The following is a 20,836-nucleotide window of genomic DNA, read 5'->3' on the forward strand; positions in this document are numbered from 1 at the left end:
CATGGGCAACGCCGCCCGCACCCACATCCAGCGCTACGCCACCGACGAAATCGTCCACCGCTGGGAAAACCTCTTCACCTTCCTCCAACGATGAAGCACTGTCCCGGCGACGGCGCCCCGCAGCAGATCGCTCGATCGGTCGCTCAGTCGCCGGGCAGCAGCCGTGTTTCGGCGGCTGGGAGGCCCTTGGCCCACCAGTGGTCGTGGCGGCGGTAGGGCGTGGGGTCCCGGTCGGCCAGGAAGGCCGTGAGTGACCGGGCCTCCGCGGCCAGCCCCTCCCAGATCTCGGCCGGGAGGGGCTGGAAGGCGGTGGCCTCGATGCCTCCGAAGGCGGGGCGCCACACGCCCGCGACGTGGCCGTCGATCAGCAGCGTGGGCAGCACGTCGCCGTTCATGCGGATCACGAGCTTGCGGTACGCGGGCGGGATGACGCGGCTGCGGTCGGCGTAGGCGAGCAGGATGTTGTCCCACATCGCCATCAGTCTGGGCGGGGCCGGGGTGTCCTCGGCTGGCCGGGGCGCTCTTCGAGACGGCCTCGCAGGGCGGCGGTGGTGCGTGGCTCGTCGGCGTACGCGAGCAGTTCCGGTACGAGGGTGTCGGCGTCGGCCGCCGTCAGCCCGGACGCCCGGAAACGGGCGTCGCCGAGTCTGGAGCCGCGCAGCGTCGGCTCCACGGCTTCGCGGAAGGGCCGGTAGTCCTCGGCGTGGACCAGGTGCAACGTGACTCGCATGAGCGTGGCCTTGGCCGCCTGGCGGCCGACCACGGCAGCATCGAGGTCGGCCGGGGTGAAGCCGGCGAGCCGGTTCCACAGTGCGATGTACGGCGAGGCGGGCTGTGCCTGTAGGGCGACCACCCGCCGCAGCGCATCGGTGACGCCGGCCGGTTCGCGGTCGAGCAGCAACTGCCGGGCCAGCGTGGAGCGGTTGAGGGAACGCGCAGTGATCACCATGCGGTGATTCTTTCGTCCTGCCGGTTGTCGTGGGGCAACCGACTGCTGCCCTGCGGTTGCTCTGTACGGAAAGGGTGGAAGGGACGGAAGGGGCGGAAGTGGCCCAGCGGGCAGGGCGTCACCTCACCGAAGTCATGGAGGCATACGGACTCGGCGAGTCCCCGCTCGATCGACGACCTGCTCGTAGCCGACAGGGCGCTTGACCTGCGACTGCACTTTCAGCGCGTCCCCGAAGGGAAGGCCGTCAAGAACCGGCTGCATCTTGACGTGCGGGTCGGCACCGGCGCTCGGCGGGAACGCGGTGGCGTACGCCATGAGTACCGCCATGGGCCCCGACGGCCGGGTCCGCGCGGCCGAGCGGGATCGCTGCTGGACCGTCCGTCGGGGCCCGTCCCGAGGTCACCTTTCACGGCCGGTCAGTCCCACCACAACTCCCAGCCCGGGGTGGGGTGTTCGGCCCGCAGGCGCGTCCAGAGGCCGGCGGAGACTGCGTCGTCGCTCAGCCGCAGGGCCGCCACGTCCCCGTCGCCCTCGTCGGACACGATCATCCGGCCGGGTGGGAGGGCGAGCCCGGCGGGCGGGCGAAGCAGTTCCGTGTCCATGCTCGGATGGTAGGTCCGGGGTCTGACATCGGCCTGGCGCCGGCCTGGGCGCCGGGCCGGGCGGGGCACCCGGCGCCGGTACGGCTCACAGCACCAGCGCCGACGCGAGCTCCTGCGGCCGCGCCGCGAACGGGCTGTGGCTGCCCGGGAGGGTGCGTACGGTGAACGGTCGGGCGGGCGCGGCCCGGTCGGCCTCCCCGATCATCAGGTCCTGTACGGCCGGCGGCAGCGCGTGGTCGTCCGCGCAGCGCAGGAAGGTACGCGGGATCCGGCCCCACCGCGCCGCGGTCACGGTGACCGGGGAGTTCACGATCGCCAGCGGCAGATCGGTGCTCAGCAGGGACCGCCAGCGGTCGAAGCGGTCCGGGGGCGTGTCCTGGTAGTGGGTCTGCCGCAGGGCCTCGACGTAGGCGGGGTCCGGTGAGAGCGGGTTGATCCGAATCGCGCCCAGGGCGTGCGGGTCGCCGAGGGGGAGGTCGCGCCCCAGCGCGGTGGCGTTCTCGGGCGCGTCGATGTAGTCGGAGAACCGGGGCCGCCCGCCGGGGACGAACGCGGACAGGTAGACGATACGGTCGACGAGTTCCGGCGCCCGCTCGGCGGCCAGTGACGCGGGGCCGCCGCCCGCGCTGTGGGCGACGAGCACGACGTTCCGGTAGTGGCGGACCTGGCGCAGCGTGGCCAGCACGGTTTCGGCGCACTCGGCCATCGTCACGGTGGCGGCCCGGGACCTCTCGGTCAGCAGGCCGGGCTGGCCGGGCCGGAGGTAGCCGGTGGGCAGGGCCGCGTCGAAGCCGTGCCCGGGCAGGTCCACGGCCACGCTCGCCGCGCCGAGCCCGGTGAGGGCGCGTTGGGTCGGTGCCCAGTGCGCGGAGTTGTGCCACGCGCCGTGCACGAGGACGAAGACGGTGCCGGTCAGGGCATTGGGGGTGCTGGTCGGGCCATCGGCGGTGCCGGTGAGGGAGTCGTTGGTCATGGCTCCATCCCAGTCGGCCGACGCGGCGTCATCCAGAGGAAGATCTGAGAAGGTGGGTGGCGATACGTCTGGGGTATCGCCGGAGCCCTGAGTCCCGGAGCCCGGAGGGCGGAGGCTGGTCGTCATGGAAGCGCGGCATCTGCGGTACGCGCTCGCGCTCGCCGAGCACGCGCACTTCGGCCGGGCGGCCGGTGCGCTGGGGATCGCCCAGCCTCCGTTGTCCAAGCAGATCGCCGACCTTGAGCGCGAGGTCGGCGCCCGGCTGTTCGACCGCACGCGCCACGGTGTGTTTCCGACGGCCGCGGGCGAGGCGTTCCTCGCCCGGGCGCGCCGGGCGCTCGCGGAGATGACGGCGGCCGCGTCCGACGCGGGCCGGGCCGCGCGGGGCGAGACGGGCCGCCTGCGGCTGGGTTTCATCGCCTCGGCGCTGCTCGAACCGCTGCCCGCCGTCCTGCGCCGGTTCGGTCGCGAGCGGCCCGATGTACGGCTGGAACTGCACGAGATGGCGACCAGCCGCAGCACCGCCGCCCTAGCCGGCGGCGAACTGGACGTGGCGGTCACTCTCGGGTACCCGCAGGGCGCCGGAGCCGAGCACCTCGTGTCCGTACCGATCGGACGCGACCACCTGGTCGCCGTCGTGAGCAGCGCACATCCGTACGCGGGGCGAACGTCGGTGGGCGTGGACCAGCTGCGGCAGCAGCCGTTGATCGTGGCGTCCGGCGAGGACGAGCCCGCCACCTCCGCCGGGCTGCGCACCCTGCTGGGTGAGGACTCCGCGGCGCTGTGCGGTGCGACCGTCGCGCGGGACATCCACACGATCATCGGCCTCGCCGCCTCCGGGGTGGGCGTCGGCCTGGGGCCGTCCCGGATGGCGGCGGCCCCGCGTCCGGGGACATGGCTGTGCGAGGTGACGCCGCGTACGTCCCTGCCGGACCTCGTCCTGTCCTTCGCGGCCGGGGAGGAGTCGCCGGTGTTGCACGCCTTCCTCGACGTGATCCGGCGGAGCTGCCCCGACGTCGGTGCCGCACTCGATCACCGGCCCGATCACCGGCGCGGTCACCGCCTGGGCCACCGGCCCGTCCCAGACGGCCTGTCCCTGCCCCGGGCCCCTGCCCAGCCGTCACGGTCCCGCACCCCCGCCCAGCCGTCACACCCCCAGTCGGCGCGTCAGCGGACGGCGGCCGAGGAACAGGGCGGCGCCCGTCAGCAGGGCGGCCAGCGCCAGCATGAGGAAGTACGCCGGGGACGGTGAGCCGTCCCCGGCCGCCTTCAGGGCGTTGCCGCCGAGCCCGCCGCCGAGCGCTCCGGCCAGCCAGAACAGGCCCACCATCTGGCTGACGAACGTCGCCGGTGCCACGGCGGTGGCGGCGCTCATGCCGACCGGGGCGAAGGCCACTTCGCCGGCCGCCAGCAGCAGGAAGGCCAGCAGCAGCCACAGGGGTGACACCCGGCCGGCCGCCGCCGTGGTGGCCTGCCACGCGGCGAGCGCCATCACCGTGAAGGCCGCGCCCATGCACACCATGCCGATGGCGAACTTGGCGGCGGTGCTGATCCGGTCGCCCGCGCGCTTCCACAGCACGGCGAACAGCGGCGCGGTGAGCAGCACGAACAGCGGCACCGCCGACTGGAACCAGCTCGCCGGCACGGTGAGGCCGAACACCGCGCGGTCCGTCGAGTCCCTGGCGAAGACCGAGAAGACCGACCCGCCCTGCAGCGACATCGCCCAGAACAGAGCCGAGGCCAGGAACAGCCAGACGTACGTCTTCACCCGGACCCGTTCGGCCGGTGTCAGCCGGGGGTTACGGAGCAGCCGCCAGAAGAACAGCACCGGCACCAGTACGGTCAACAGGCCGGTCAGGGCCATGACGTGGGCGATCCGGAACGTGCCGAGCGCCGCGTCCGTTCCGTATCCGAGGGCGAGGACGGCGACCGCCGCACCGGTGCCCCACAGCACCCGGGTGCGTTGCGCCGGGGTGGCGGCGCGTTCCGGGGCGTGGCCGACGGTGCCGAAGTGGCGGGTGCCGCGTACGTACTGGAACAGCCCCAGGGCCATGCCGAACGCGGCGAGTCCGAACCCGAGATGCCAGTTCACGGTCTCGCCCACGGCGCCCACCACGAGGGGCGACACCAGCGCGCTGATCTGGACGCTCATGTAGAAGACCGCGAACCCGGCGTCCCGGCCCGCCCGGTCGTGGGGCGCGTAGAACGCGCTCAGCAGGCCGGCCATGTTCGGTTTGAGCAGCCCGGTCCCGGCCGCGATCAGCAGCAGCCCGGGGTAGAAGAACGCGTGCCCCGGGACGGCCAGCGACACATGGCCCAGGCCGATCAGGACGCCTCCGTACAGGACGGCACGGCGGGAGCCCAGCAGCCGGTCGCCGATCCAGCCGCCCGGCACCGACGCGACGAAGACCGCGGCCAGGTACAGGCCGTAGAGCGCGGCGGCGTCACCGTTGCTCATGCCGAGCCCGCCGTCGGACGCCGGGGCCGTGGCGTACAGGACGAGGATCGCCGACATGCCGTAGAAGCTGAAGCGTTCCCAGACGTCGGTGGCGAACAGGGTGGTGAACCACCGGGGCCGGCCCAGCGGACCTCTGCCACCGGTGATGGGCGGGCGGACCGGTTCGGCGGCCCGCGGGCGGATCGGCGCGGTCATGGCTCCTCCAGGGCGCTTCGGGGAGGAGAAGAGGTTCACCTCGGGGCGTCGGAGGCCGGTCGAGGACGGGTGGAGGCCGGTGGCGGCACGCGTCCGCCCGCGGTGCGAGCCGGTGCCGTCAGGAGTCGCGGTTCCTGGTGCGAGCCGGTGCCGTAACGCGTCACGGCCCCCGGTTCGAGCCGGTGTCGAGCGCGGTCGTCGACCCTGGGCGCCTTCCGCGAACGCCGACAGAGGACGGAGGCCGGCCAGATGCCGCAGTCCCTCCCTTTCCGAGTGATGCTGCGCATGGAGATCCACCCCGGCCACGGGGACGAGTTCGAGCGGGTGTGGCAGGAGATCGGGCGGAGCATCGCCGCTCAACCGGGCAATCTGTACCAGTCGTTGGCCCGGTCGGCCGACGAGGACGACGTGTACTACGTCGTCACCGACTGGGTCGACGCCCCGAGCTTCCACCGCTTCGAGCACAGCGAGGAGCACGTGGACAACCGCCGTCGGCTCGCCCCCTTCCGGCGAGGTGGTGAGATGCGGCTCAGCCAGACGCTGTGCCTGCTGCCGGGGGCGGGGGCGCGGTGACCCATCCCTGCTCCGTGGAGCCCCCGTGAAAGCCCGGTGAAAGCCCCTGTGAAGGCCTCCGTGAAAGCCCCGTGAAAGCCCCGTGAGACGGAGAGGAGCACCGTCGTGCTGCACCAGGAACTGAAGGAACTGGCAGAGCCCGAGTGGAAGGAGATCATCGAGCACCCGTTCTGGGCCGGGGTGCGGGACGGAACCCTGCCCGCCCGCGCCCTGACACACTTCGTCGAGCAGTGTGCGGGCCATGTCCTGCCCGCGTACGCCAGGGCCCTGGCCCGTACCGCGGCCGCCACCCGCTGGGACCGGCACGTGGTGCTGCTGGCGCAGGCCGCGGCGGGCACGGTACACGCACGGGACCGGCTGCTGGAGGCGCACAACGGGCTGGACGCCGCACTGGAGATCCCCCGCGCGGACCCCAAGGTGCCCGCCGGGGCCATCACCCACGCGCACACCACGTTCCTGCACGCGGCGACGGCCACGACGGTGGCCGCCGGTATGGGCGCGCTGCTGCCCCTGACCTGGTTCCGTCAGCGCATCGGTGACGACCTGCGCCTGCGCCGGGTGCCCGGCTCGCGGCACAGCGCCTGGATCGACGTCTTCCACCCCGGCCCCGAGTACGCGCGGACCGTCTCCGAGCTGGAGGCCGCGTACGACGAACTCGGCGAGCTGATGGCCGCGCCCGGCCGGACGGAGCTGGTCGAGTACTTCACGCTGGGGCTGCGCTACACAGCGTCCGTCACGAAGGCCGCCTGGGCCGAGGCCGGCCCGCCGACTGCCCGCTAGCCCGCACCCGCTACCCCCGCCGACCCGCCCCAGCCCTCACAGCACGGGCCCGGCCCCGCCCAGGGGCCGGGCCCGCGCCGCATTCCCGCGGATTCACCAGTCGATGACTGCGTCCCGGCGCAGGAACACCCCGCAGGGCCCGTCGTCCGGCAGCGTCGCCGCGTCCGCGATGTGCCGGGCCGCCTCCTCGGCGGTCTGCTCCGCGTGTGGCTGCATCCGGGTGCGGACCAGGCCGGGGTTGATGGCGTTGACCAGTACCCCCGTCCCCTTGACCTCCTGCGCCAGCATCGTGGTGAGCGCGTTGAGGGCCACCTTCGAGGCCGTGTAGCCGGGGCACTCGGGGGCCGGGCCGTACGCGAACGACGCGGCTCCGCTGGACACGTTGACCACCCGCCCCCAGCCTCGCTCCACCATGCCGGGCAGGAACGCCTGGGTCACCCGCCAGGTGCCCAGCAGGTTGACGTCCAGGCTGCGGCGTACCAGGTCCAGGTCGGCGGCGGTCGGTGCGGAGCCCCAGTCCAGCAGGACGCCCGCGTTGTTGACCAGGATGTCGACGGATCGCTCCGCGGCGGCCGCCTGTACGGCGTCGGGGTCGGTGACGTCCAGTGCGAGCCCCGCCGTGTCGCCTGCGGCCCCGGTGGCGGCCCGCGTGGCCGCCTCCTTGTCCCGTGCCGCGAACAGGACCCGGTGCCCGCGCGCCGCCAGCTCGGTGGCCACCGCCAGGCCGAGGCCGCGGTTGGCGCCGGTGACCAGGGCGGTACGCGCCGGGCCCGTCACGTCCGTACCTCCTCGATGTACGAGGTGCCGTGCGAGCCGTCCACGCGGCTCCACTCCTCACGCAGCCGCAGCCGGCCGTCCGGCAGCCGCTCCGGGTGGCTCACGCACTGCCCGGACACCACCTCGCCGCCGGCGAGCACCTGGCAGTACGCGGCGGTGATGACCCCGTTCGCGTCGGACCGGCCGACCAGGCGGCCCTGCCGGACCCGGCCGCCGGAGAACTCCGCCCAGACCAGGTCGTCCCGCTGGTGGTAGTGGCCGGAGGGGACCTGCGCGGCTCCGGGGCCGGAAGCGGTCTCCGCGGCCGTGGACCGGAAGGTCAGGCCGTCGTAGAGGGTGGGGGCCGGGGCGGCCGGCGGGCGGGTGGCGGGGGTCATCGGGGCGCTCCTGTCAGGGTGTAGCCGGACCGGAAGAATCCGTCCGGGTCCAGTTGCTGCTTGAGGCGGCGCAGCCGGGCGAAGTTCTCCGGGCCGTAGGTCTGCTCCCCCCGGGTGGCCGTGAGGCTGTCGTGGTCCGCGTAGTTGAGGTAGCCCTCGCCCCACGCGCTGTACGGCTCGGCGAGCTTGGACACCGACCGGGCCCACGCGCGCTGTCCGGCGTCGGCGGCCGACAGTCCGGCGTCCCAGATGGCCATGCCGGTGATGTTGAACCGGGCGGTGCGGAAGGGGACCACGCCGGGGACCCGGGCGCGGTCGCGTACGGCGCCGTGGATCGGCTCGATCAGGATGGTGTCGTTGTACGGGTCGGTGATCCGGGCCGCGCGGAACCGTTCCGCCAGGGCCTCGGCCAGCTCGTCGGGCAGACCGTCGACGCAGCGCGCGCTCCAGTAGTGCCGCAGCCCGAACGGCAGGCGCCCCAGGCACTGTTGCATGGAGACGTACGAGCGCTCGCCTATGTTCCAGTCCAGCGGGGTGAGGGTGGTGCGCAGCGCCTTGTCGAGCACGGCCGGGTATTCCGGGTCGTCACCCGAGTAGCACACGCTGAGGACGCCCGCGGGCTCCTGCATCGGGCCGTACCGTTCGAGCAGCAGGGTGCAGATCAGCTCGTCGGGCGCGTCCCGCATCAGGTCGCGGAAGAACCGTACGACGGCGGCCGGGTCGTCGCCCGGGTAGGCGACGTAACCGCCGTACACGCGCGGCACGTCGTGCAGCCGGAAGGTGAACTCGGTGACCGCGCCGAAGTGGTGGCCCGCTCCGCGCAGCGCCCAGTCGATCTCGGGGTACGTCTCCGGGGAGACCGTGAGCGTCTCGCCGGACGCGGTGACCAGCTCGTAGCTCAGCACGTTGTCGCAGCTGAGGCCCGCGCGGCCCATCAGGTGCCCGATGCCGCCGCCGAGGGTCAGCCCGCCGACGCCGGTGTCGTCGAACGTGCCGCCCGTCGTGGCCATCTGGTACGTCCCGGCCGCCAGGTCGACGTGGGCCCAGGTGGCCCCGCCGCCGACGCGTGCCGTCCGGACACCGGGGTCGACGCGCACCCCGCTCAGCGACCGCAGGTCGATCACCACGCCGGCATCGACGGACCCGGCGCCCGCGACGTTGTGCCCGCCGCCCCGGACCGTCGTCGGCAGGCCCGTCTCCTGCGCGGCCAGCACCGCGGCCCGTACCTCGGCGGTGTCCCGGGGCAGGCAGACGGCGGCCGGGCGGCGGTCGTGTGCTCCGTTGAACAGCAGCCGCACCCGGTCGTAGGCGGGGTGTTCAGCGGTGACCACCCTCCCGGGACAGGCTGCTTCCAGCGTGCGGCGCACGTCGGCGCTCATGACGTCTCCCTCCGTGTGATGGTGGTGATCGGGGCGTGGCCGGATTCGGACGGGCGGGAGGAGAGCCGGGCCAGCAGGCCGCTCGCCGCCTCCCGGGACGCGGCGAGCGCGAGCTTCGCCGAGCCGCCGCTGCCGCCGGTGAAGGTGAACAGCCGCCCGGAGGTGCCGGGTACGGGCGTCAGGGCGAGCCGCCCGGCCGGGCCGTACGCGTCCACGGCGGCCACCGGGCGCAGCAGCCGTCCCAGGGACAGGGCGGGCAGCCGCCGTCCGGCCGCCGCCCGGACGGCGCGTTCCTCGTGGTCGAGGAAGCGCGCGGTTCCGGGGTCGGCTCCCCAGCGTTCGGTGGGCAGGCCCAGCAGCATCCGGCCGGGGCCCGCCGGGCGGCCGTACAGGCCGCTGGTCTCGTCCACGAAGGCGGGCGGCAGCAGCCCGCCGGCCCGGTAGACGGCGCACTGGATGACCTTTGTCCGTACGGTCCCGTCGTCGGGGGCGTCCAGGGAGCGCAGCAGCCGGGCCGTCCAGGCGCCGGTGGCTGCCACCAGTACGTCGGCCGTGCCCTGGCCGGTGCGGGTCCGGTAGGTGACGCCGCCCTCCCGGCCGTCGAAGGTCAGGGCACGCAGCCGGCCCGACGGCACGTCCGCCCCACGGGCCACCAGGTCGGTGATCACCGCCCGGCGCAGGTCGTCGGGGGAGAAGTGGCCGGCGTGCGGTTCCAGCACCCCCACCGCGCCCTCCGGGAGGCCCTGGACGCCGAACTCGTCGGCCAGCCGTCGCGCGTCACACCTTTCGGCCGACGGCGGCAGGGCGTCCGGGCCAGGGGCGGGCCCGTCCCCGGGAGCCAGGACGTACAGGGAAGCGCCGGGGTGGTAGCCGGACCATTCCCGCAGCGTGCGGCTGGTCCGCAGCTCCGTGAGACTGAGCGCGGACAGCCGGGCCGTCTCGGGGTCGCGCTCGAAGGCCCGCACCAGGCCGCCCGACGCGGCGGTGGCGTCCGGCCGGGCGGCGCCGGTCAGCAGCGTCACCCGGGCCCCGTGCTCCGTGACGAGCCGCCAGGCCAGCAGCGCGCCCGCCATTCCCGCGCCCACGACGCAGATCCTCATCCGGCCGGCGCTCCTTCCGAAGCCGGAGCCGGGGCCGGGGCCGGGGCCGGGGCCGAACCCGGCGCCGGGACCGGGTCCGGGTCCGGGGCGCCGGCCGTACCGGTGAGCGCGCCGCGCAGCTCCGGGTCGCCTCCGGGGCGCAGCAGGCACCGGGCGGCGTACGCGGCGTCGAAGTGCGCCGGGGTGAGGGCCCGCGCGGCCCGGTCCCGCTCGGTGGCGTACTCCGGCCCGTGGGCCGCCGGGGCGTCGAGGTCCCAGCCGGTGGTCAGGGCGCGGTAGCGCTCCGGGGTGAAGTTGGTGGGGTACGGGGCGGGCCGGTCCCAGCACAGGAAGGCGCGCAGTACCCGCGGTTCCTCGTGCTCCAGCAGTTCGTGGGCCCATACGGCGTGACCCCTGCTGGTGGAGAACTTGGCGCCCGACAGCCGGTAGAACTCGTTGACCACCAGGCCGCCCAGCACGTCCGGCGGCAGCCCGCAGGCCAGGAACAGTGCGGGGAACTGCACCAAGTAGTAGAAGGTGTTGTCCCGGCCCAGGAAGGCCCACAGCGCGTCGACGCCGCGCCAGGCGCGCAGGTGCCCGCCGATCCCCACAGCGCCCGGTGCCAGCCGCTGCCCGATGGCGTACAGGTAGCCCAGGGCCATCTCGGACCACACGTCGATGCGGTGCTCCGGTGTGGTGACGGACTCGATGCCCCAGTCGGTGGGGTAGCTGAGCGGTAGCTCGGGAAGCTCCGGCAGGCTGAACAGCTGCCGCAGCAGCAGCCGGGCACCGGGCGGCGCGTCGGCCGTGGCCCAGACGCGGCTGAGGCCGTCCCGGTACCGCTCCAGCGGAAGGACGGGGCCGCGCACGGTGCGCCGTGCGGTGAGCGGCGAACCGCAGCGGGTGCACCGCGCGTCCACCAGGTTCCCGGCCGTGGTGTACCAGCCGCAGCCCTCGCACGTACCGCCGCACGACCCCGTCCCGCACCGGGGGCAGTCCCCGGACACGTACGCGTGGTGGGCGGTGCCGGGGCAGGACGGGCAGGCGGGGGTCTCCCACTCCCGTACGGGCACCGTCCCGGAGGCGACCAGTTCGTCGAGGAAGCCGGCGACCGCGGTCCGGTAGCCGACGTCGCTGAGCGGGTCGGTGAACACGTCGTGGTGCACGCCCGCCCGCGCGAAGACCTCACGGATGCGCGCGGCGTGCCCGTCGCGTTCCTCGCGCACCTTGGTGCCCCGCTGCCGGGCCTTGGCGAGGACGTAGTTCTGGTGGTCGTCCAGGCCGCACACCGTCAGCACCCGTTCGCCGCGCAGCCGGGCCGCGCGGGCCGCGACGTCCGCGGCGATGTACGGGCCGGCCAGGTGCCCCACGTGCAGCGGCCCGTTGGGGGTGGGCGGCGGGGAGAGCAGTACGGTCGTGCCCGGGCCGCCGGGCGCCGCCACGGTCATCCGGCCTCCCCGGAGCCCGCCGCGGAGGGCAGCCAGTACACGCTGAGGATGCGTACCGGCTCCTCGGCCGCCGTGATGACGTGCCGCTCCCCGGGGGACAGCAGCACGGCCGTACCCGGCCGGGCCGTGACCTGCGTACCGTCGACCGTGAAGACGGCGGTACCGCCGACGACGACGGCGAGTTCGACTTCGGGGTGTTCGTCCTGCGCGCTTTTGCCGTGCGCGGGAATGCGGCACCACATGGCGTCGAACGGCAGCGGCTGCTTCTTCGGGTGGTCCTCCCAGCGTCCGATGCCGATTCCGTATTCCTGACTCAGCTGCGATTCATCCAGGGTGAACGTCTGCACGGTCAGCTCCCAGCCGGTAGTCCTTCCGCGCGGTGCGCGGCCGACGGGGAAAAACATCCAGGACACCGCTCAAGGAGTGGTCGAACGGGGTTGGGCCGCCCGTCCGTACATGCCACCATGTGGCCATGACCACCGAATTACAGGTGGGGCAGCGCCCCACCCGGTATGCGCCGCGTTCCGTGCGCACGCTGGAACACGAGCGGGCGGACGGCTGGACGGTGAAACGGTATGCCGTGTCGGCGCTGCGCGAGCTGCCGCCCGCGGAGGTGCACGCCTTCGCCCGGGACGCGGTCCGCCGGAGCCTGCCGGCGCCGCACGCCGAAGGCCCCTCGCACGCGTTCAGCGTGGTGCACGAGGACGAGGACGGCGTGTACGCCGTCGTCGGCTGGTGGAGCGCCAACCGGCTGATCGCGCACACTCGTACCTGGCTCGCCGACTGGACGGGCCTTCAGCGGCCGGCCGAGGCGCCGGGCCACGCGACCGCCTGCGTCTGGGAGCTGGCCGCGATCGGCTGCGAGCGCGATGCCTGGGTGGAGCACGTCCTGCGGAGCGACCCGCCGGACCACGGCCGCTATCTGGCAGCCGGCATCCACGGGGAGTTCTGAGACGGCGGGGGCGGGCCGGTGTACGGCGGGGTGTCCCGCGACGCCTGCCGACGCCTCGGGACACCCCGGTGAGCAGCCCGCCGCCCCGCGGGACGGGCTGGTCGCGGACCTACTGCGGCGCCCCCTGGTAGGCGCCGATGTGGGGGACGTTCGGTACGGGATTGCCGTAGAAGTCCCGTCCGCCGTCACCGGCGACGCGGTTGCCCGCGTTCAGGGCCGGTGAGCCGGTCTTGAGCCGGTACCCGTCGGCGCCGGACGTGCGGACCGCCGAGCCGGGCGCCGTCAGCAGCGGGTCGCCGGTGATGTTGTGGTCCCCGTGCGCGGGGAGCGCCGAGGCCCGGTGGAACAGGTTGTACCGGTACGTGCCGTAGGCGTCGTCGACGGCGGAGCCCTGCGGCCGGCCCACGAACACGTTGCCCTGCAGGGAGAGGTCGTTCTGCCGGCTGACCTCCACCAGGCTGGGCGCGTTCGGGGCGTAGAAGGTGTTCTGGTAGACGCGCAGATTGGAGACGCCCGTACAGAAGGAACTGATCAGGCCGAATCCCTGAGCGCCGGCGGCGTCGTTCTGGCTGATGTTGTACCGGACGACACCGTCCCTGGCGATTTCCCCGTCGCTCTGGCAGAAGTAGAGGAATCCACCGCCGTTGTCCTGCGAGTAGTTGTACTGATAGGTGGTTCCGACGTTGCCTCCTTCCACGGCGAAGGCCATGCCCGGGTATTTTCCGCGCCGCACGTTGTTGTATTCGAAGGTGGTGCGGTCCGAATTCCAGGCGTATGCGCCGATGTTGTAGTCGGTGGAGCGGATGTTGAATCCGTCGACGGTGTTCTCGGTGACCCGGGCCCGGTTCCCGTTGAACAGGATGATGCCGTCACCGCCGACGTCCGTGACGGTGTTGCGGCTGATGACGATCCCTTCGTTGGGGACGAAGGCGCTGCCGGGGCCCTTGGGGTTCTCGGTGCGCTTCTGCCAGTCGGAAGTGATCCCGATACCGATCCGGTCGACGTGGCTGACCTTGCTGTCGGTCACCGCGATCCCGGAGAAGCCGGTCGGCTTCGCGGTGCCGGCCGCCTCGAAGAGGATGCCGCCGCTGGGGTTCGGATAGCGGTCGTCGCTGCCGTTGACATCGCGGACGGTGACCCCGTCGATCACGTAGTGGTGACCGATGCCGTAGTCCCGCAGCAGGACCCGGATGCCCGCGCGCCGGGCCGCGGTGGCACCGGTGTTGGTGACGGTGATCTTTCGCAGCTGGTAGTACTCGACGTTCTGCAGCAGGACGGCCGCCGACGCGCCGGCGCCGTCGACGACCGGGGCGCCCGTACCGTAAGGCTCCACGGTCACCGGTGCCTGCGCGGTGCCCGACCCCTTGGGGGCGAGGGTGCCCCGGCAGGTGGTCCCGCCGCGCAGCCGGAGCCGGTCGCCCGGGGCGAAGGTCACGCTGTTGGCCCGGGTCAGGGACCGCCAGGCGGTGGCCTCACTGGTGCCCTTGGCGTCGTCGTTGCCGTTGGCGCAGTCGACGAAATATGTGGTGCCGGTCGTGGTGCGGGCCGTGGCCCCGGCGGCCGCATGGGACAGCGCCGCGGCGGCCGGGGCCGGGGCGAGGCCCAGGGCCGTCGCCGCGACCAGTGCGGCCCGGACCGGTCCGGTGGCGAACCATCTACGCACATCTCCTCCATTCCACCCACGCGGACGGCCGTCGCCAGCGCCGGTGTGCGCCGCATCGTGGCCGGGTCCGCATGAGCGGGGCTAGAGAAGGCCTGGATTCCTCTTGTGGGTTATCGAATCTGTGTGGTACAGGGGTACTTACGTTCGGTGACGGTCGCCGTGGGCGGCCGCCGCCGGCACGCCGTCCGGGCCGGTCAGGGGGCAGGTCAGGGCCGTCCGGGCCGGTCAGGTCCGGGCCGTCAGAGCATTCCCATACGACGGGCGATCTCCGTACCGGCCCAGCTGTCGTCGTCCTCCAGCAACTGGCGGTTCAGCTCCGGCCAGGCGTCGAACGCCTCCAGCGCCTCGCGCGTGGGCAGCGCCGGCCGCACCAGCGCTTCGGCGGCCCGCTTGCGCGCCTGCCACGCCGACAGCGGCTCGTCCATGGGCAGCATCCGGGAGGGCACCTGCTGGCCCAGCAGCAGGTAGTCGATGCCGAACAGCCCGAAGAAGCTCGGTGCCACCCGGTTCAGCATGTCCTGCACGAAGGCGTTGCGGCGGGACAGCGGCGCCCCGCCGGCGAACACCTCCAGCAGGGGCTGGAAACCGGACACGTCGGCGGAAGCGCGGCACTCCTGCCAGAACTTCGTGTCCAGCCGGGTGTTGAACCGGTAGTGCAGCCCCAGCAGCCACCGGATCGCGTCCCACTGCTGCCCCAGCGCGGCGTTGACGGTCTCGCGCACCTGCGGGCCGTCCCAGGACGCCGGCAGGCAGGAGACCAGGGTCTGCACCTCGACGCCGATCATCATCAGGCCCGTCGACTCCAGCGGCTCGACGAAGCCGTACGAGTTGCCGACCGCCATCACGTTGCCGCGCCACGCCTTCTCGTGACGCCCGCTGCGGAACCGTACGAAGTGCGGTTCGGAGATGCCGGGGTAGCGGGCCGCGAGTTCCGCGGCGGCCTCGTCGTCGGAGATCGCCGCCGAGGAGAACACGTACCCGCGGTGGTCGCTGTCCCGGGTGGGGATGCGCCAGCACCAGCCCGCGTTCATCGTGGTCGCCTGGGTGTAGGGCCGGATCTTCCCGTCGTGGGCGATGTTGCCGGTGACCGCGGAGTCGGTGAACAGGGTGCTGGAGAACGGGACGTACGGCGTCTCGAAGGCCCGGCCCAGCAACTGCGAACGGAAGCCGGTGCAGTCCACGTACAGGTCGAACGACAGGTCGCGCCCGTCGGTCGTGCGCAGCTTCTCCACCCACTCGGGGCCGCTCAGTTCGACGTCCGCCACCGTCGCCTCGACGTGGTGGACGCCGCGGCGCTCGGCGAGTTCCGTCAGGTAGGAGACGAACAGGGCGTTGTCGAGGTGGTACGCGAACGGCACGTACTTCATCAGTGACAGCGGGGCCTCGCCCGTACGGTAGACCGCCGCCTTGTCGGCCGTCATGAGCGCGGAACCCAGCGTCGAGCCGTTGATGTTGCCCGTCGTACGGACCGCGCCCTGCAGCCCCACCGAGTCGCTGGACCAGTCGAACGGGCCCATGAAGCCGTCCGGGTGCGGCCCCCAGTCGAACCGGATGCCCAGCTTCCAGGTGGGGCGCACGTGGCGGTACAGCTCTTCGGCGTCGATACCGAGGTAGTGGTGGAGGAAGAGCGTCAGGTACGTCACGGTGGCCTCGCCCACCCCGATGATCGGAATGTGCCGCGACTCCACCAGCGTCACGTCCAGCCAGGGCCGCTTGGCCTTGAGCGCCAGCGCCGCCAGATAGCCCGCCGTCCCGCCCCCGATGACGCCCACCCGGCGGATCGCCCGGGGCGTGGCGTCGTCGGGCCGGACCATGTCACCGCCCGAGGCCGCCAGCGACCGCAGCATCGCCAGCGGCTCCGTGCCGCCCCCGGCACCCGGCAGCCAGCCGCGCACCGCCTCCGCCTCCTCGCGGGGCAGGGTGCCCAGCAACCGGTCCAGCGCGTTCCCCGGCCGCGCCGCCAGCCCTCTGTTCAGCACCTTGTGATCCATCCGTACCTCTTCCCGGTCCACCGGATTCCCGACATGTCCTGCCGGATCCACCCTGGTCGACCGTGCTAGAGCGGGCCTGGAGGGGGATGTGCTGCCGGGTGCTCCTACTGCCACCGGATCTCCGGCTCGGGTCCCTAGGGCGCTTCTGATGGATCTCCGTGGCCTCGCGACGCCCGGCACGCACCCTCGCCGCACGGCGCGAAGGGACAGGTGGCTCCGCCACATGACCCTTCACACCGCACCCCGAGCGCACGCACCGAACGCCGCTCGGTGCCCTCCACGGAGATCCATCAGAAACGCCCTAGTGGCTTTCGAGCGGCGCTGTTCACCCTGGCGGCAGACCAAGACGGGCACGCTCGAAGGCGAGGACACGATGACGGCGCACACACCACCGGCGAACGCCGAGGAACTGACCCGGGCGGTAGCCCGCGACGGGGTGGAGTTCCTGCTGGTCATGTTCGTCAACCTGCGGGGCAAGACCTGCGCCAAGCTGGCGCCCGCGCACACCCTCGACCGGCTGCTCACCGACGGCCTGGGATTCGCCGGCAACGCCGCCGACGGGCTGGGGCAGACCTCGGCCGACCCGGACGTCGTGGCGATACCCGACCCCGCCTCCTACGTCCGGGTGCCGCTCCAGGAGAACCTCGGCATCGTCCAGTGCGACCTGTACGTACGGGGCGAACCGTGGCCGTACGCCCCCCGGGGCATCCTGCGGCGCCAGCTCGACCTGCTCGCCGAGCAGCGGCTCGAACTCAAGGCGGGCGCCGAACCGGAGTACTTCCTCGTGCGCCGTACCGAGGACGGCGGCATCCGCGTCGCCGACGAGCTGGACGACACCGCCTCGCCCTGCTACGACGCCCACGCGGCCACCCGGTCACTGGACCACCTGACCACCGTCAGCCGCGCCCTCGACGCCATGGGCTGGGACAATTACTCCAACGACCACGAGGACGCCAACGGCCAGTTCGAGCACAACTTCGGCTACGCGGAGGCGCTGCGCACCGCCGACCGCGTCGTCGTCTTCCGCCACCTGGTCCGGCTGGCCGCGCACCGCGCCGGACTGCTCGCCACCTTCATGCCCAAGCCGTTCACCGGTCTCACCGGCAGCGGACTGCACCTGCACCTGTCGCTGTGGCAGGACGGCCGCAACGTCTTCCGGGCACCGGACGACCCGCGCGGTCTGGGCCTGTCGCAGCGGGCGTACGGCTTCGTCGCGGGCGTCCTCGACCACGCGCCCGGCCTGATGGCGCTGACCTGCCCCACGGTCAACTCCTACAAGCGGCTCGGGGCGGGCGCCGCGACACTGTCCGGGTCCAGCTGGGCGCCGGGGTACGCCAGTTACGGGGGCAACAACCGCACCCACCTGGTCCGGGTTCCGGACTCGGACCGGATCGAGGTGCGCTGCGTGGACTCCGCCGCCAACCCCTATCTGGCACTCGCCGGGCTCGCGGCCGCCGGCGCGGACGGCATGGCGCGCGGTGCCGACCCCGGCAGCCCGGTCGAGGCGGACCTGGAGGCGGCGAAGGCGGCCACGGGCACCGGGCGGCTGCGTCCGCTGCCGGCCACCCTGCTGCACGCGGCCGAGGCACTGGCCGCGGACGACGTGCTGCGCGACGGCCTGGGCAAGACGCCGGACGGCTTCTACGCCGATTACTACGCCGATGTGAAGCGCGCCGAGTTCGACAGTTACCACCGCCAGGTCTCCGAGTGGGAGCTGCGCACCTACTTGCAGGTCTGAGCCCCCGCGCAGACGGTGACGGGCCGGCCGGAAGAACTCCGGCCGGCCCGTCGGCGCGTGCGGTGGCTACAGGTCGAGCGTGATGCCGTAGTGCCGCAGCCAGAAGTCGAACCCGAGCGCCATCTCCAGGTTGGACCGGCTGTGCCACTCGTGGGCGGTGGGGGACCGGTCCGCCACGGCCTTGCGCGCCGCGTCGACGTCCAGCAGGGGGAGCACCGGTGCGTTCGGGTCGGCCAGTACGGCGGCCATCGCGTCGTGCAGCGCGCGGGTGTACGCGGGGTCCTGCGTCACCGGGTACGGGCTCTTCGGGCGCTCCAGCACCGACTTGGGCACCAGGTCCCCGCCGGCGGCGGCACGCAGCAGGCTCTTCTCCCGGCCGTCGAAGGTCTTGAACGCCCAGGGCGTGTTGTAGACGTACTCCACGAGCCGGTGGTCGCAGAACGGCACCCGGGTCTCCAGGCTGGACGCCATCGCGAGCCGGTCACCCCGGTCCAGCAGCATCGGCAGCCAGCGGTTGAGGTGCGCGAAGCACAGCTCCCGCATCCGGTGCTCGTGGGGATCCTCGTTCTCCTGGTGCGGGGTCAGCGCACGCGTCTGCGCGAAGGCGTCCGCGTAGTAGCCGGGCATGTCGAGCTTGTCCATCAGACCGCGGCCGAACAGGCCGCGGCCCTGGCCGCCGCGGCTGCCTTCCTGGCGCTTCTCGGCCTCGATCCACGGGAAGTTGTCGGCGGCCACCAGCTCGCTGTCGTGCAGCCACTTGAAGCCGCCGAAGATCTCGTCGGCGGTCTCGCCGGTCAGGGCCACCGTCGAGTGCTCGCGGGTGGCGCGCAGCATCAGGTACAGCGAGGTGTCCATGTCGCCGAGCATCGTCGGCATGTCCTGCGCGAGGACCGCGGCCTCGCGGGCCCGGGTGCTGATGAGGTCGGCGGTGCCCAGCACGATGTCGGTGTGGTCGGCGCCGACGTGCCGGGCCAGTTCGGCGGCGTACGGCGCGTCCGGGGTGTCGCGCTGGTCGTCCGGGCGGAAGTTCTCGCTGTAACCGACGAACGTGGCGGTGATGCTGCGCACCGCCTCGTCGCCCGCCGCGGCGCGGGCCTTGGCGGCCAGGGCGGTGACCACGCTGGAGTCGATGCCGCCGGACAGCGTGGTGCACAGCGGCACGTCGGCCACCAGCTCGCGGGTGACGATCTCCTCCAGCAGGGAGCGGATGTGCGTCACCGTCGTGTCGAGGTCGTCCGTGTGCGGCCGGGCCTCCAGGGTCCAGTAGCGGTGCTCGCGCAGGCCGGAGCGGCCGACGGTCATCGTGTGGCCCGGCAGCAGTTCCCGCATGTCGCGGAAGACGGCCTGGCCCGGGGTCTTGGCGGTGGAGAACAGCTCCTGGAGTTCCGGTACGCCCACCACCGGCTCGATGTCGGGGTGCGCCAGCAGGGCCTTGGGCTCGGAGCCGAACAGCACCCCGTCCGGCCGGACGTTGTAGAACAGCGGCTTGATGCCGAGCCGGTCGCGGACCATCAGCAGTTCCTCGGTACGCAGGTCCCACACCGCGAAGGCGAACATGCCCTCCAGGCGCTCCGCGCAGCCGGCCCCCCACTCCAGGTACGAGCGCAGCACCACCTCGGTGTCCGAGCGGGTGCGGAAACGGTGGCCGCGGGACTCCAGCTCCGAGCGGAGCTGCTTGAAGTTGTAGACCTCGCCGCTGTAGGTGAGGACGGCGAGAGTCCGGCCGTCCTCCTCGGCGGCCATCGGCTGGATGCCGCCGGCCAGGTCGATGATGGAGTTGCGGGTGTGGCCCAGCCCCGCGTGCGGGCCGACCCACACACCGCGGGCGTCGGGGCCCCGGAGGCCGAGCGTGTTGTTCATGGCCTCGACCGTCGCTTTCTCGCGACGGAGATCACGGGCGTAGTCCACCCAGCCGGTAATGCCGCACATGCGGAGCTCTCCTCACTGTCGACTGTGTCGTCGGTCGGATCGGGGGGGTGTCGCCGGCCGCCGGTGCGGTGCCGGTGCGACGGGTCAGAACGGCCAGGCCTCCTGGCGCCAGGCCGCGTCCACGTGGGCCCACTCGAAGTAGGCGGCGTGCCGTGCGTACGTGACCAGCTCCCGGCGGCCGGCCGGTGAGCAGTCCCCGGCGATCTCCGCCACGGCGGCCAGGAACACGTCCACCAGGCCGCGGTAGGTGTCGCCGGGATGCCACTCCTCGATCACCGCCGCATAGCGGGATCCCGGCACGCACCGGGTCAGCAGACCGTCGGTGACGAGCAGGAACAGCCATGCGGCGGGCAGTACGGCGCCGGTGCCCGCGGGCAGGGAACGGGCCGGGGCGGCGCCCAGGAAGGCGGTGTAGCCGAGTGTGGTGGGCAGCAGCCCGGGGGTGCCGTCCGCGAGCGGGAGCCGCAGGTCCTTCCCCCACCGCCGTACCCGCTCCTGACGCCGTTCGGCGTCCTCGGCGGTGCCGGTGCCCATCCGGCTGAACAGCAGGGCGTGGCGCGGGCCGGCGGCCACCGCGGCACAGCGGGCGTGCGCGGCGGCGTAGGCGGGCAGGACGTGCCAGTGGTCCTGCTGGAGGAAGTGCGCCAGTGCGGCGCCCGGCAGGCTTCCGTCGGCCAGCCCCCGGTAGAAGGGGTGGTCGAGCAGCCGCTGGGCGGTGTCCCGCACGGCCCGGGCGAGTTCGGTCCGTACCGGCGGGTGCCGGTCGGTGGTGTCACGCTCCATGCGGGGAAGCGTGGACTCGGGGGCTCGAGGAACGATCGGAGACGGCTCGCAAGGCGCCGGCCCTCGCGCCTGCCCCCGCCGAAGGCGATGCCGCGGGGGGGGGGGGGGGGGGGGGGGGGGGGGGGGGAGGGGGGGGGGGGGGGGGGGTTGGTGGTAGGTGTGGGGTCTGGGGGTGGTTTGGGTGGGTGGG

At 73.0% G+C, this 20,836-nt stretch carries 17 protein-coding genes and 3 pseudogenes; 6 read left to right on the plus strand and 14 right to left on the minus strand.

Annotated features, from left to right (window positions below; translation table 11 throughout):
• Positions 1-143: 143 nt before the first annotated feature.
• Positions 144-949 (minus strand): annotated as a pseudogene (locus ACZ4Z1_RS40215) (DNA glycosylase AlkZ-like family protein).
• A gap of 207 nt (positions 950-1,156) precedes the next feature.
• Here ACZ4Z1_RS40215 and ACZ4Z1_RS40220 point away from each other — a divergent pair.
• Positions 1,157-1,234, plus strand: a pseudogene (locus tag ACZ4Z1_RS40220) (VOC family protein); the annotation flags it as partial.
• Positions 1,235-1,365: 131 nt separating this feature from the next.
• Here ACZ4Z1_RS40220 and ACZ4Z1_RS40225 read toward each other — a convergent pair.
• Together ACZ4Z1_RS40225 and ACZ4Z1_RS40230 are read right to left on the minus strand one after the other, a co-directional pair.
• The gene (locus ACZ4Z1_RS40225) at positions 1,366-1,551 is read right to left on the minus strand and encodes a hypothetical protein (RefSeq protein WP_468491697.1); all 186 of its coding nucleotides are present in this window, start codon (positions 1,549-1,551) and stop codon (positions 1,366-1,368) included.
• A gap of 85 nt (positions 1,552-1,636) precedes the next feature.
• Positions 1,637-2,524 (minus strand): alpha/beta fold hydrolase, encoded by an 888-nt coding sequence (locus tag ACZ4Z1_RS40230; RefSeq protein ID WP_468491663.1) that lies wholly within the window; start codon positions 2,522-2,524, stop codon positions 1,637-1,639.
• A 124-nt stretch (positions 2,525-2,648) separates the two neighbouring features.
• Between ACZ4Z1_RS40230 and ACZ4Z1_RS40235 the strand changes: the two are divergent.
• Positions 2,649-3,563, plus strand: a pseudogene (locus ACZ4Z1_RS40235) (LysR family transcriptional regulator); the annotation flags it as partial.
• Between the two features lie 108 nt (positions 3,564-3,671).
• Here the strand turns inward: ACZ4Z1_RS40235 and ACZ4Z1_RS40240 are convergent.
• Positions 3,672-5,177 (minus strand): peptide MFS transporter, encoded by a 1,506-nt coding sequence (locus tag ACZ4Z1_RS40240; RefSeq protein ID WP_468491664.1) that lies wholly within the window; start codon positions 5,175-5,177, stop codon positions 3,672-3,674.
• 249 nt (positions 5,178-5,426) lie between these two features.
• Here ACZ4Z1_RS40240 and ACZ4Z1_RS40245 point away from each other — a divergent pair, with 249 nt between their 5' ends.
• Both ACZ4Z1_RS40245 and ACZ4Z1_RS40250 read left to right on the plus strand, forming a co-directional pair.
• Complete coding sequence (locus tag ACZ4Z1_RS40245; protein ID WP_468491665.1) at positions 5,427-5,750, plus strand: antibiotic biosynthesis monooxygenase family protein; 324 nt, start codon at positions 5,427-5,429, stop codon at positions 5,748-5,750.
• A gap of 105 nt (positions 5,751-5,855) precedes the next feature.
• Entirely contained in the window at positions 5,856-6,530 is a 675-nt protein-coding gene (locus tag ACZ4Z1_RS40250; RefSeq protein ID WP_468491666.1) for a thiaminase II/PqqC family protein, read from the plus strand.
• Between the two features lie 93 nt (positions 6,531-6,623).
• Here the strand turns inward: ACZ4Z1_RS40250 and ACZ4Z1_RS40255 are convergent, their stop codons facing one another.
• From ACZ4Z1_RS40255 to ACZ4Z1_RS40280, 6 genes are read right to left on the minus strand one after another with little or no spacing between them, the layout of a single operon-like run.
• On the minus strand, positions 6,624-7,307 hold the full coding sequence (locus tag ACZ4Z1_RS40255) for an SDR family NAD(P)-dependent oxidoreductase (RefSeq protein ID WP_468491667.1): 684 nt from the start codon (positions 7,305-7,307) through the stop codon (positions 6,624-6,626).
• On the minus strand, positions 7,304-7,684 hold the full coding sequence (locus tag ACZ4Z1_RS40260; protein WP_468491668.1) for an avidin-fold protein: 381 nt from the start codon (positions 7,682-7,684) through the stop codon (positions 7,304-7,306). The genes ACZ4Z1_RS40255 and ACZ4Z1_RS40260 overlap by 4 nt, the downstream gene beginning before the upstream one ends.
• Entirely contained in the window at positions 7,681-9,063 is a 1,383-nt protein-coding gene (locus tag ACZ4Z1_RS40265; protein ID WP_468491669.1) for an FAD-binding oxidoreductase, read from the minus strand. The genes ACZ4Z1_RS40260 and ACZ4Z1_RS40265 overlap by 4 nt, the downstream gene beginning before the upstream one ends.
• Complete coding sequence (locus ACZ4Z1_RS40270) at positions 9,060-10,163, minus strand: NAD(P)/FAD-dependent oxidoreductase (RefSeq protein ID WP_468491670.1); 1,104 nt, start codon at positions 10,161-10,163, stop codon at positions 9,060-9,062. The genes ACZ4Z1_RS40265 and ACZ4Z1_RS40270 overlap by 4 nt, the downstream gene beginning before the upstream one ends.
• Positions 10,160-11,590 (minus strand): class I tRNA ligase family protein, encoded by a 1,431-nt coding sequence (locus tag ACZ4Z1_RS40275; protein WP_468491671.1) that lies wholly within the window; start codon positions 11,588-11,590, stop codon positions 10,160-10,162. Before ACZ4Z1_RS40275 ends, ACZ4Z1_RS40270 begins: the two co-directional genes overlap by 4 nt.
• Positions 11,587-11,937 (minus strand): cupin domain-containing protein, encoded by a 351-nt coding sequence (locus ACZ4Z1_RS40280; protein ID WP_468491672.1) that lies wholly within the window; start codon positions 11,935-11,937, stop codon positions 11,587-11,589. Before ACZ4Z1_RS40280 ends, ACZ4Z1_RS40275 begins: the two co-directional genes overlap by 4 nt.
• Positions 11,938-12,062: 125 nt before the next feature.
• On the opposite strand from ACZ4Z1_RS40280, the gene ACZ4Z1_RS40285 reads away from it, so the two are divergent.
• Positions 12,063-12,542: a hypothetical protein gene (locus ACZ4Z1_RS40285; protein WP_468491673.1), complete on the plus strand. Its 480-nt coding sequence runs from the start codon at positions 12,063-12,065 to the stop codon at positions 12,540-12,542.
• Between the two features lie 109 nt (positions 12,543-12,651).
• Here the strand turns inward: ACZ4Z1_RS40285 and ACZ4Z1_RS40290 are convergent, their stop codons facing one another.
• Positions 12,652-14,205, minus strand: coding sequence for a right-handed parallel beta-helix repeat-containing protein (locus ACZ4Z1_RS40290; RefSeq protein ID WP_468491674.1), 1,554 nt, complete (start codon positions 14,203-14,205; stop codon positions 12,652-12,654).
• Positions 14,206-14,444: 239 nt separating this feature from the next.
• Positions 14,445-16,196, minus strand: coding sequence for a tryptophan halogenase family protein (locus ACZ4Z1_RS40295; RefSeq protein WP_468491675.1), 1,752 nt, complete (start codon positions 16,194-16,196; stop codon positions 14,445-14,447).
• A 304-nt stretch (positions 16,197-16,500) separates the two neighbouring features.
• On the opposite strand from ACZ4Z1_RS40295, the gene glnT reads away from it, so the two are divergent.
• A complete protein-coding gene (glnT, locus tag ACZ4Z1_RS40300) occupies positions 16,501-17,934 on the plus strand; it encodes a type III glutamate--ammonia ligase (RefSeq protein WP_468491676.1) in 1,434 nt (477 codons plus the stop codon).
• Between the two features lie 66 nt (positions 17,935-18,000).
• Here the strand turns inward: glnT and asnB are convergent, their stop codons facing one another.
• Positions 18,001-19,863, minus strand: a complete 1,863-nt coding sequence (gene asnB, locus ACZ4Z1_RS40305) for an asparagine synthase (glutamine-hydrolyzing) (RefSeq protein WP_468491677.1) — start codon at positions 19,861-19,863, stop codon at positions 18,001-18,003.
• Positions 19,864-19,947: 84 nt separating this feature from the next.
• Complete coding sequence (locus ACZ4Z1_RS40310; RefSeq protein WP_468491678.1) at positions 19,948-20,646, minus strand: thiaminase II/PqqC family protein; 699 nt, start codon at positions 20,644-20,646, stop codon at positions 19,948-19,950.
• Positions 20,647-20,836 lie beyond the last annotated feature (190 nt).

Source organism: Streptomyces sp. NPDC030165, assembly GCF_055573595.1.

What these genes read in the sequence shown, in the direction of transcription:
- asnB (WP_468491677.1), bottom strand. Translation starts at nt 19,863, where the DNA reads ATGTGCGGCATTACCGGCTGGGTGGACTACGCCCGTGATCTCCGTCGC.
- ACZ4Z1_RS40275 (WP_468491671.1), bottom strand. Translation starts at nt 11,590, where the DNA reads ATGACCGTGGCGGCGCCCGGCGGCCCGGGCACGACCGTACTGCTCTCC.
- ACZ4Z1_RS40230 (WP_468491663.1), bottom strand. Translation starts at nt 2,524, where the DNA reads ATGACCAACGACTCCCTCACCGGCACCGCCGATGGCCCGACCAGCACC.
- ACZ4Z1_RS40225 (WP_468491697.1), bottom strand. Translation starts at nt 1,551, where the DNA reads ATGGACACGGAACTGCTTCGCCCGCCCGCCGGGCTCGCCCTCCCACCC.
- ACZ4Z1_RS40295 (WP_468491675.1), bottom strand. Translation starts at nt 16,196, where the DNA reads ATGGATCACAAGGTGCTGAACAGAGGGCTGGCGGCGCGGCCGGGGAAC.
- ACZ4Z1_RS40310 (WP_468491678.1), bottom strand. Translation starts at nt 20,646, where the DNA reads ATGGAGCGTGACACCACCGACCGGCACCCGCCGGTACGGACCGAACTC.
- ACZ4Z1_RS40285 (WP_468491673.1), top strand. Translation starts at nt 12,063, where the DNA reads ATGACCACCGAATTACAGGTGGGGCAGCGCCCCACCCGGTATGCGCCG.
- ACZ4Z1_RS40240 (WP_468491664.1), bottom strand. Translation starts at nt 5,177, where the DNA reads ATGACCGCGCCGATCCGCCCGCGGGCCGCCGAACCGGTCCGCCCGCCC.
- ACZ4Z1_RS40260 (WP_468491668.1), bottom strand. Translation starts at nt 7,684, where the DNA reads ATGACCCCCGCCACCCGCCCGCCGGCCGCCCCGGCCCCCACCCTCTAC.
- ACZ4Z1_RS40265 (WP_468491669.1), bottom strand. Translation starts at nt 9,063, where the DNA reads ATGAGCGCCGACGTGCGCCGCACGCTGGAAGCAGCCTGTCCCGGGAGG.
- ACZ4Z1_RS40245 (WP_468491665.1), top strand. Translation starts at nt 5,427, where the DNA reads ATGCCGCAGTCCCTCCCTTTCCGAGTGATGCTGCGCATGGAGATCCAC.
- ACZ4Z1_RS40270 (WP_468491670.1), bottom strand. Translation starts at nt 10,163, where the DNA reads ATGAGGATCTGCGTCGTGGGCGCGGGAATGGCGGGCGCGCTGCTGGCC.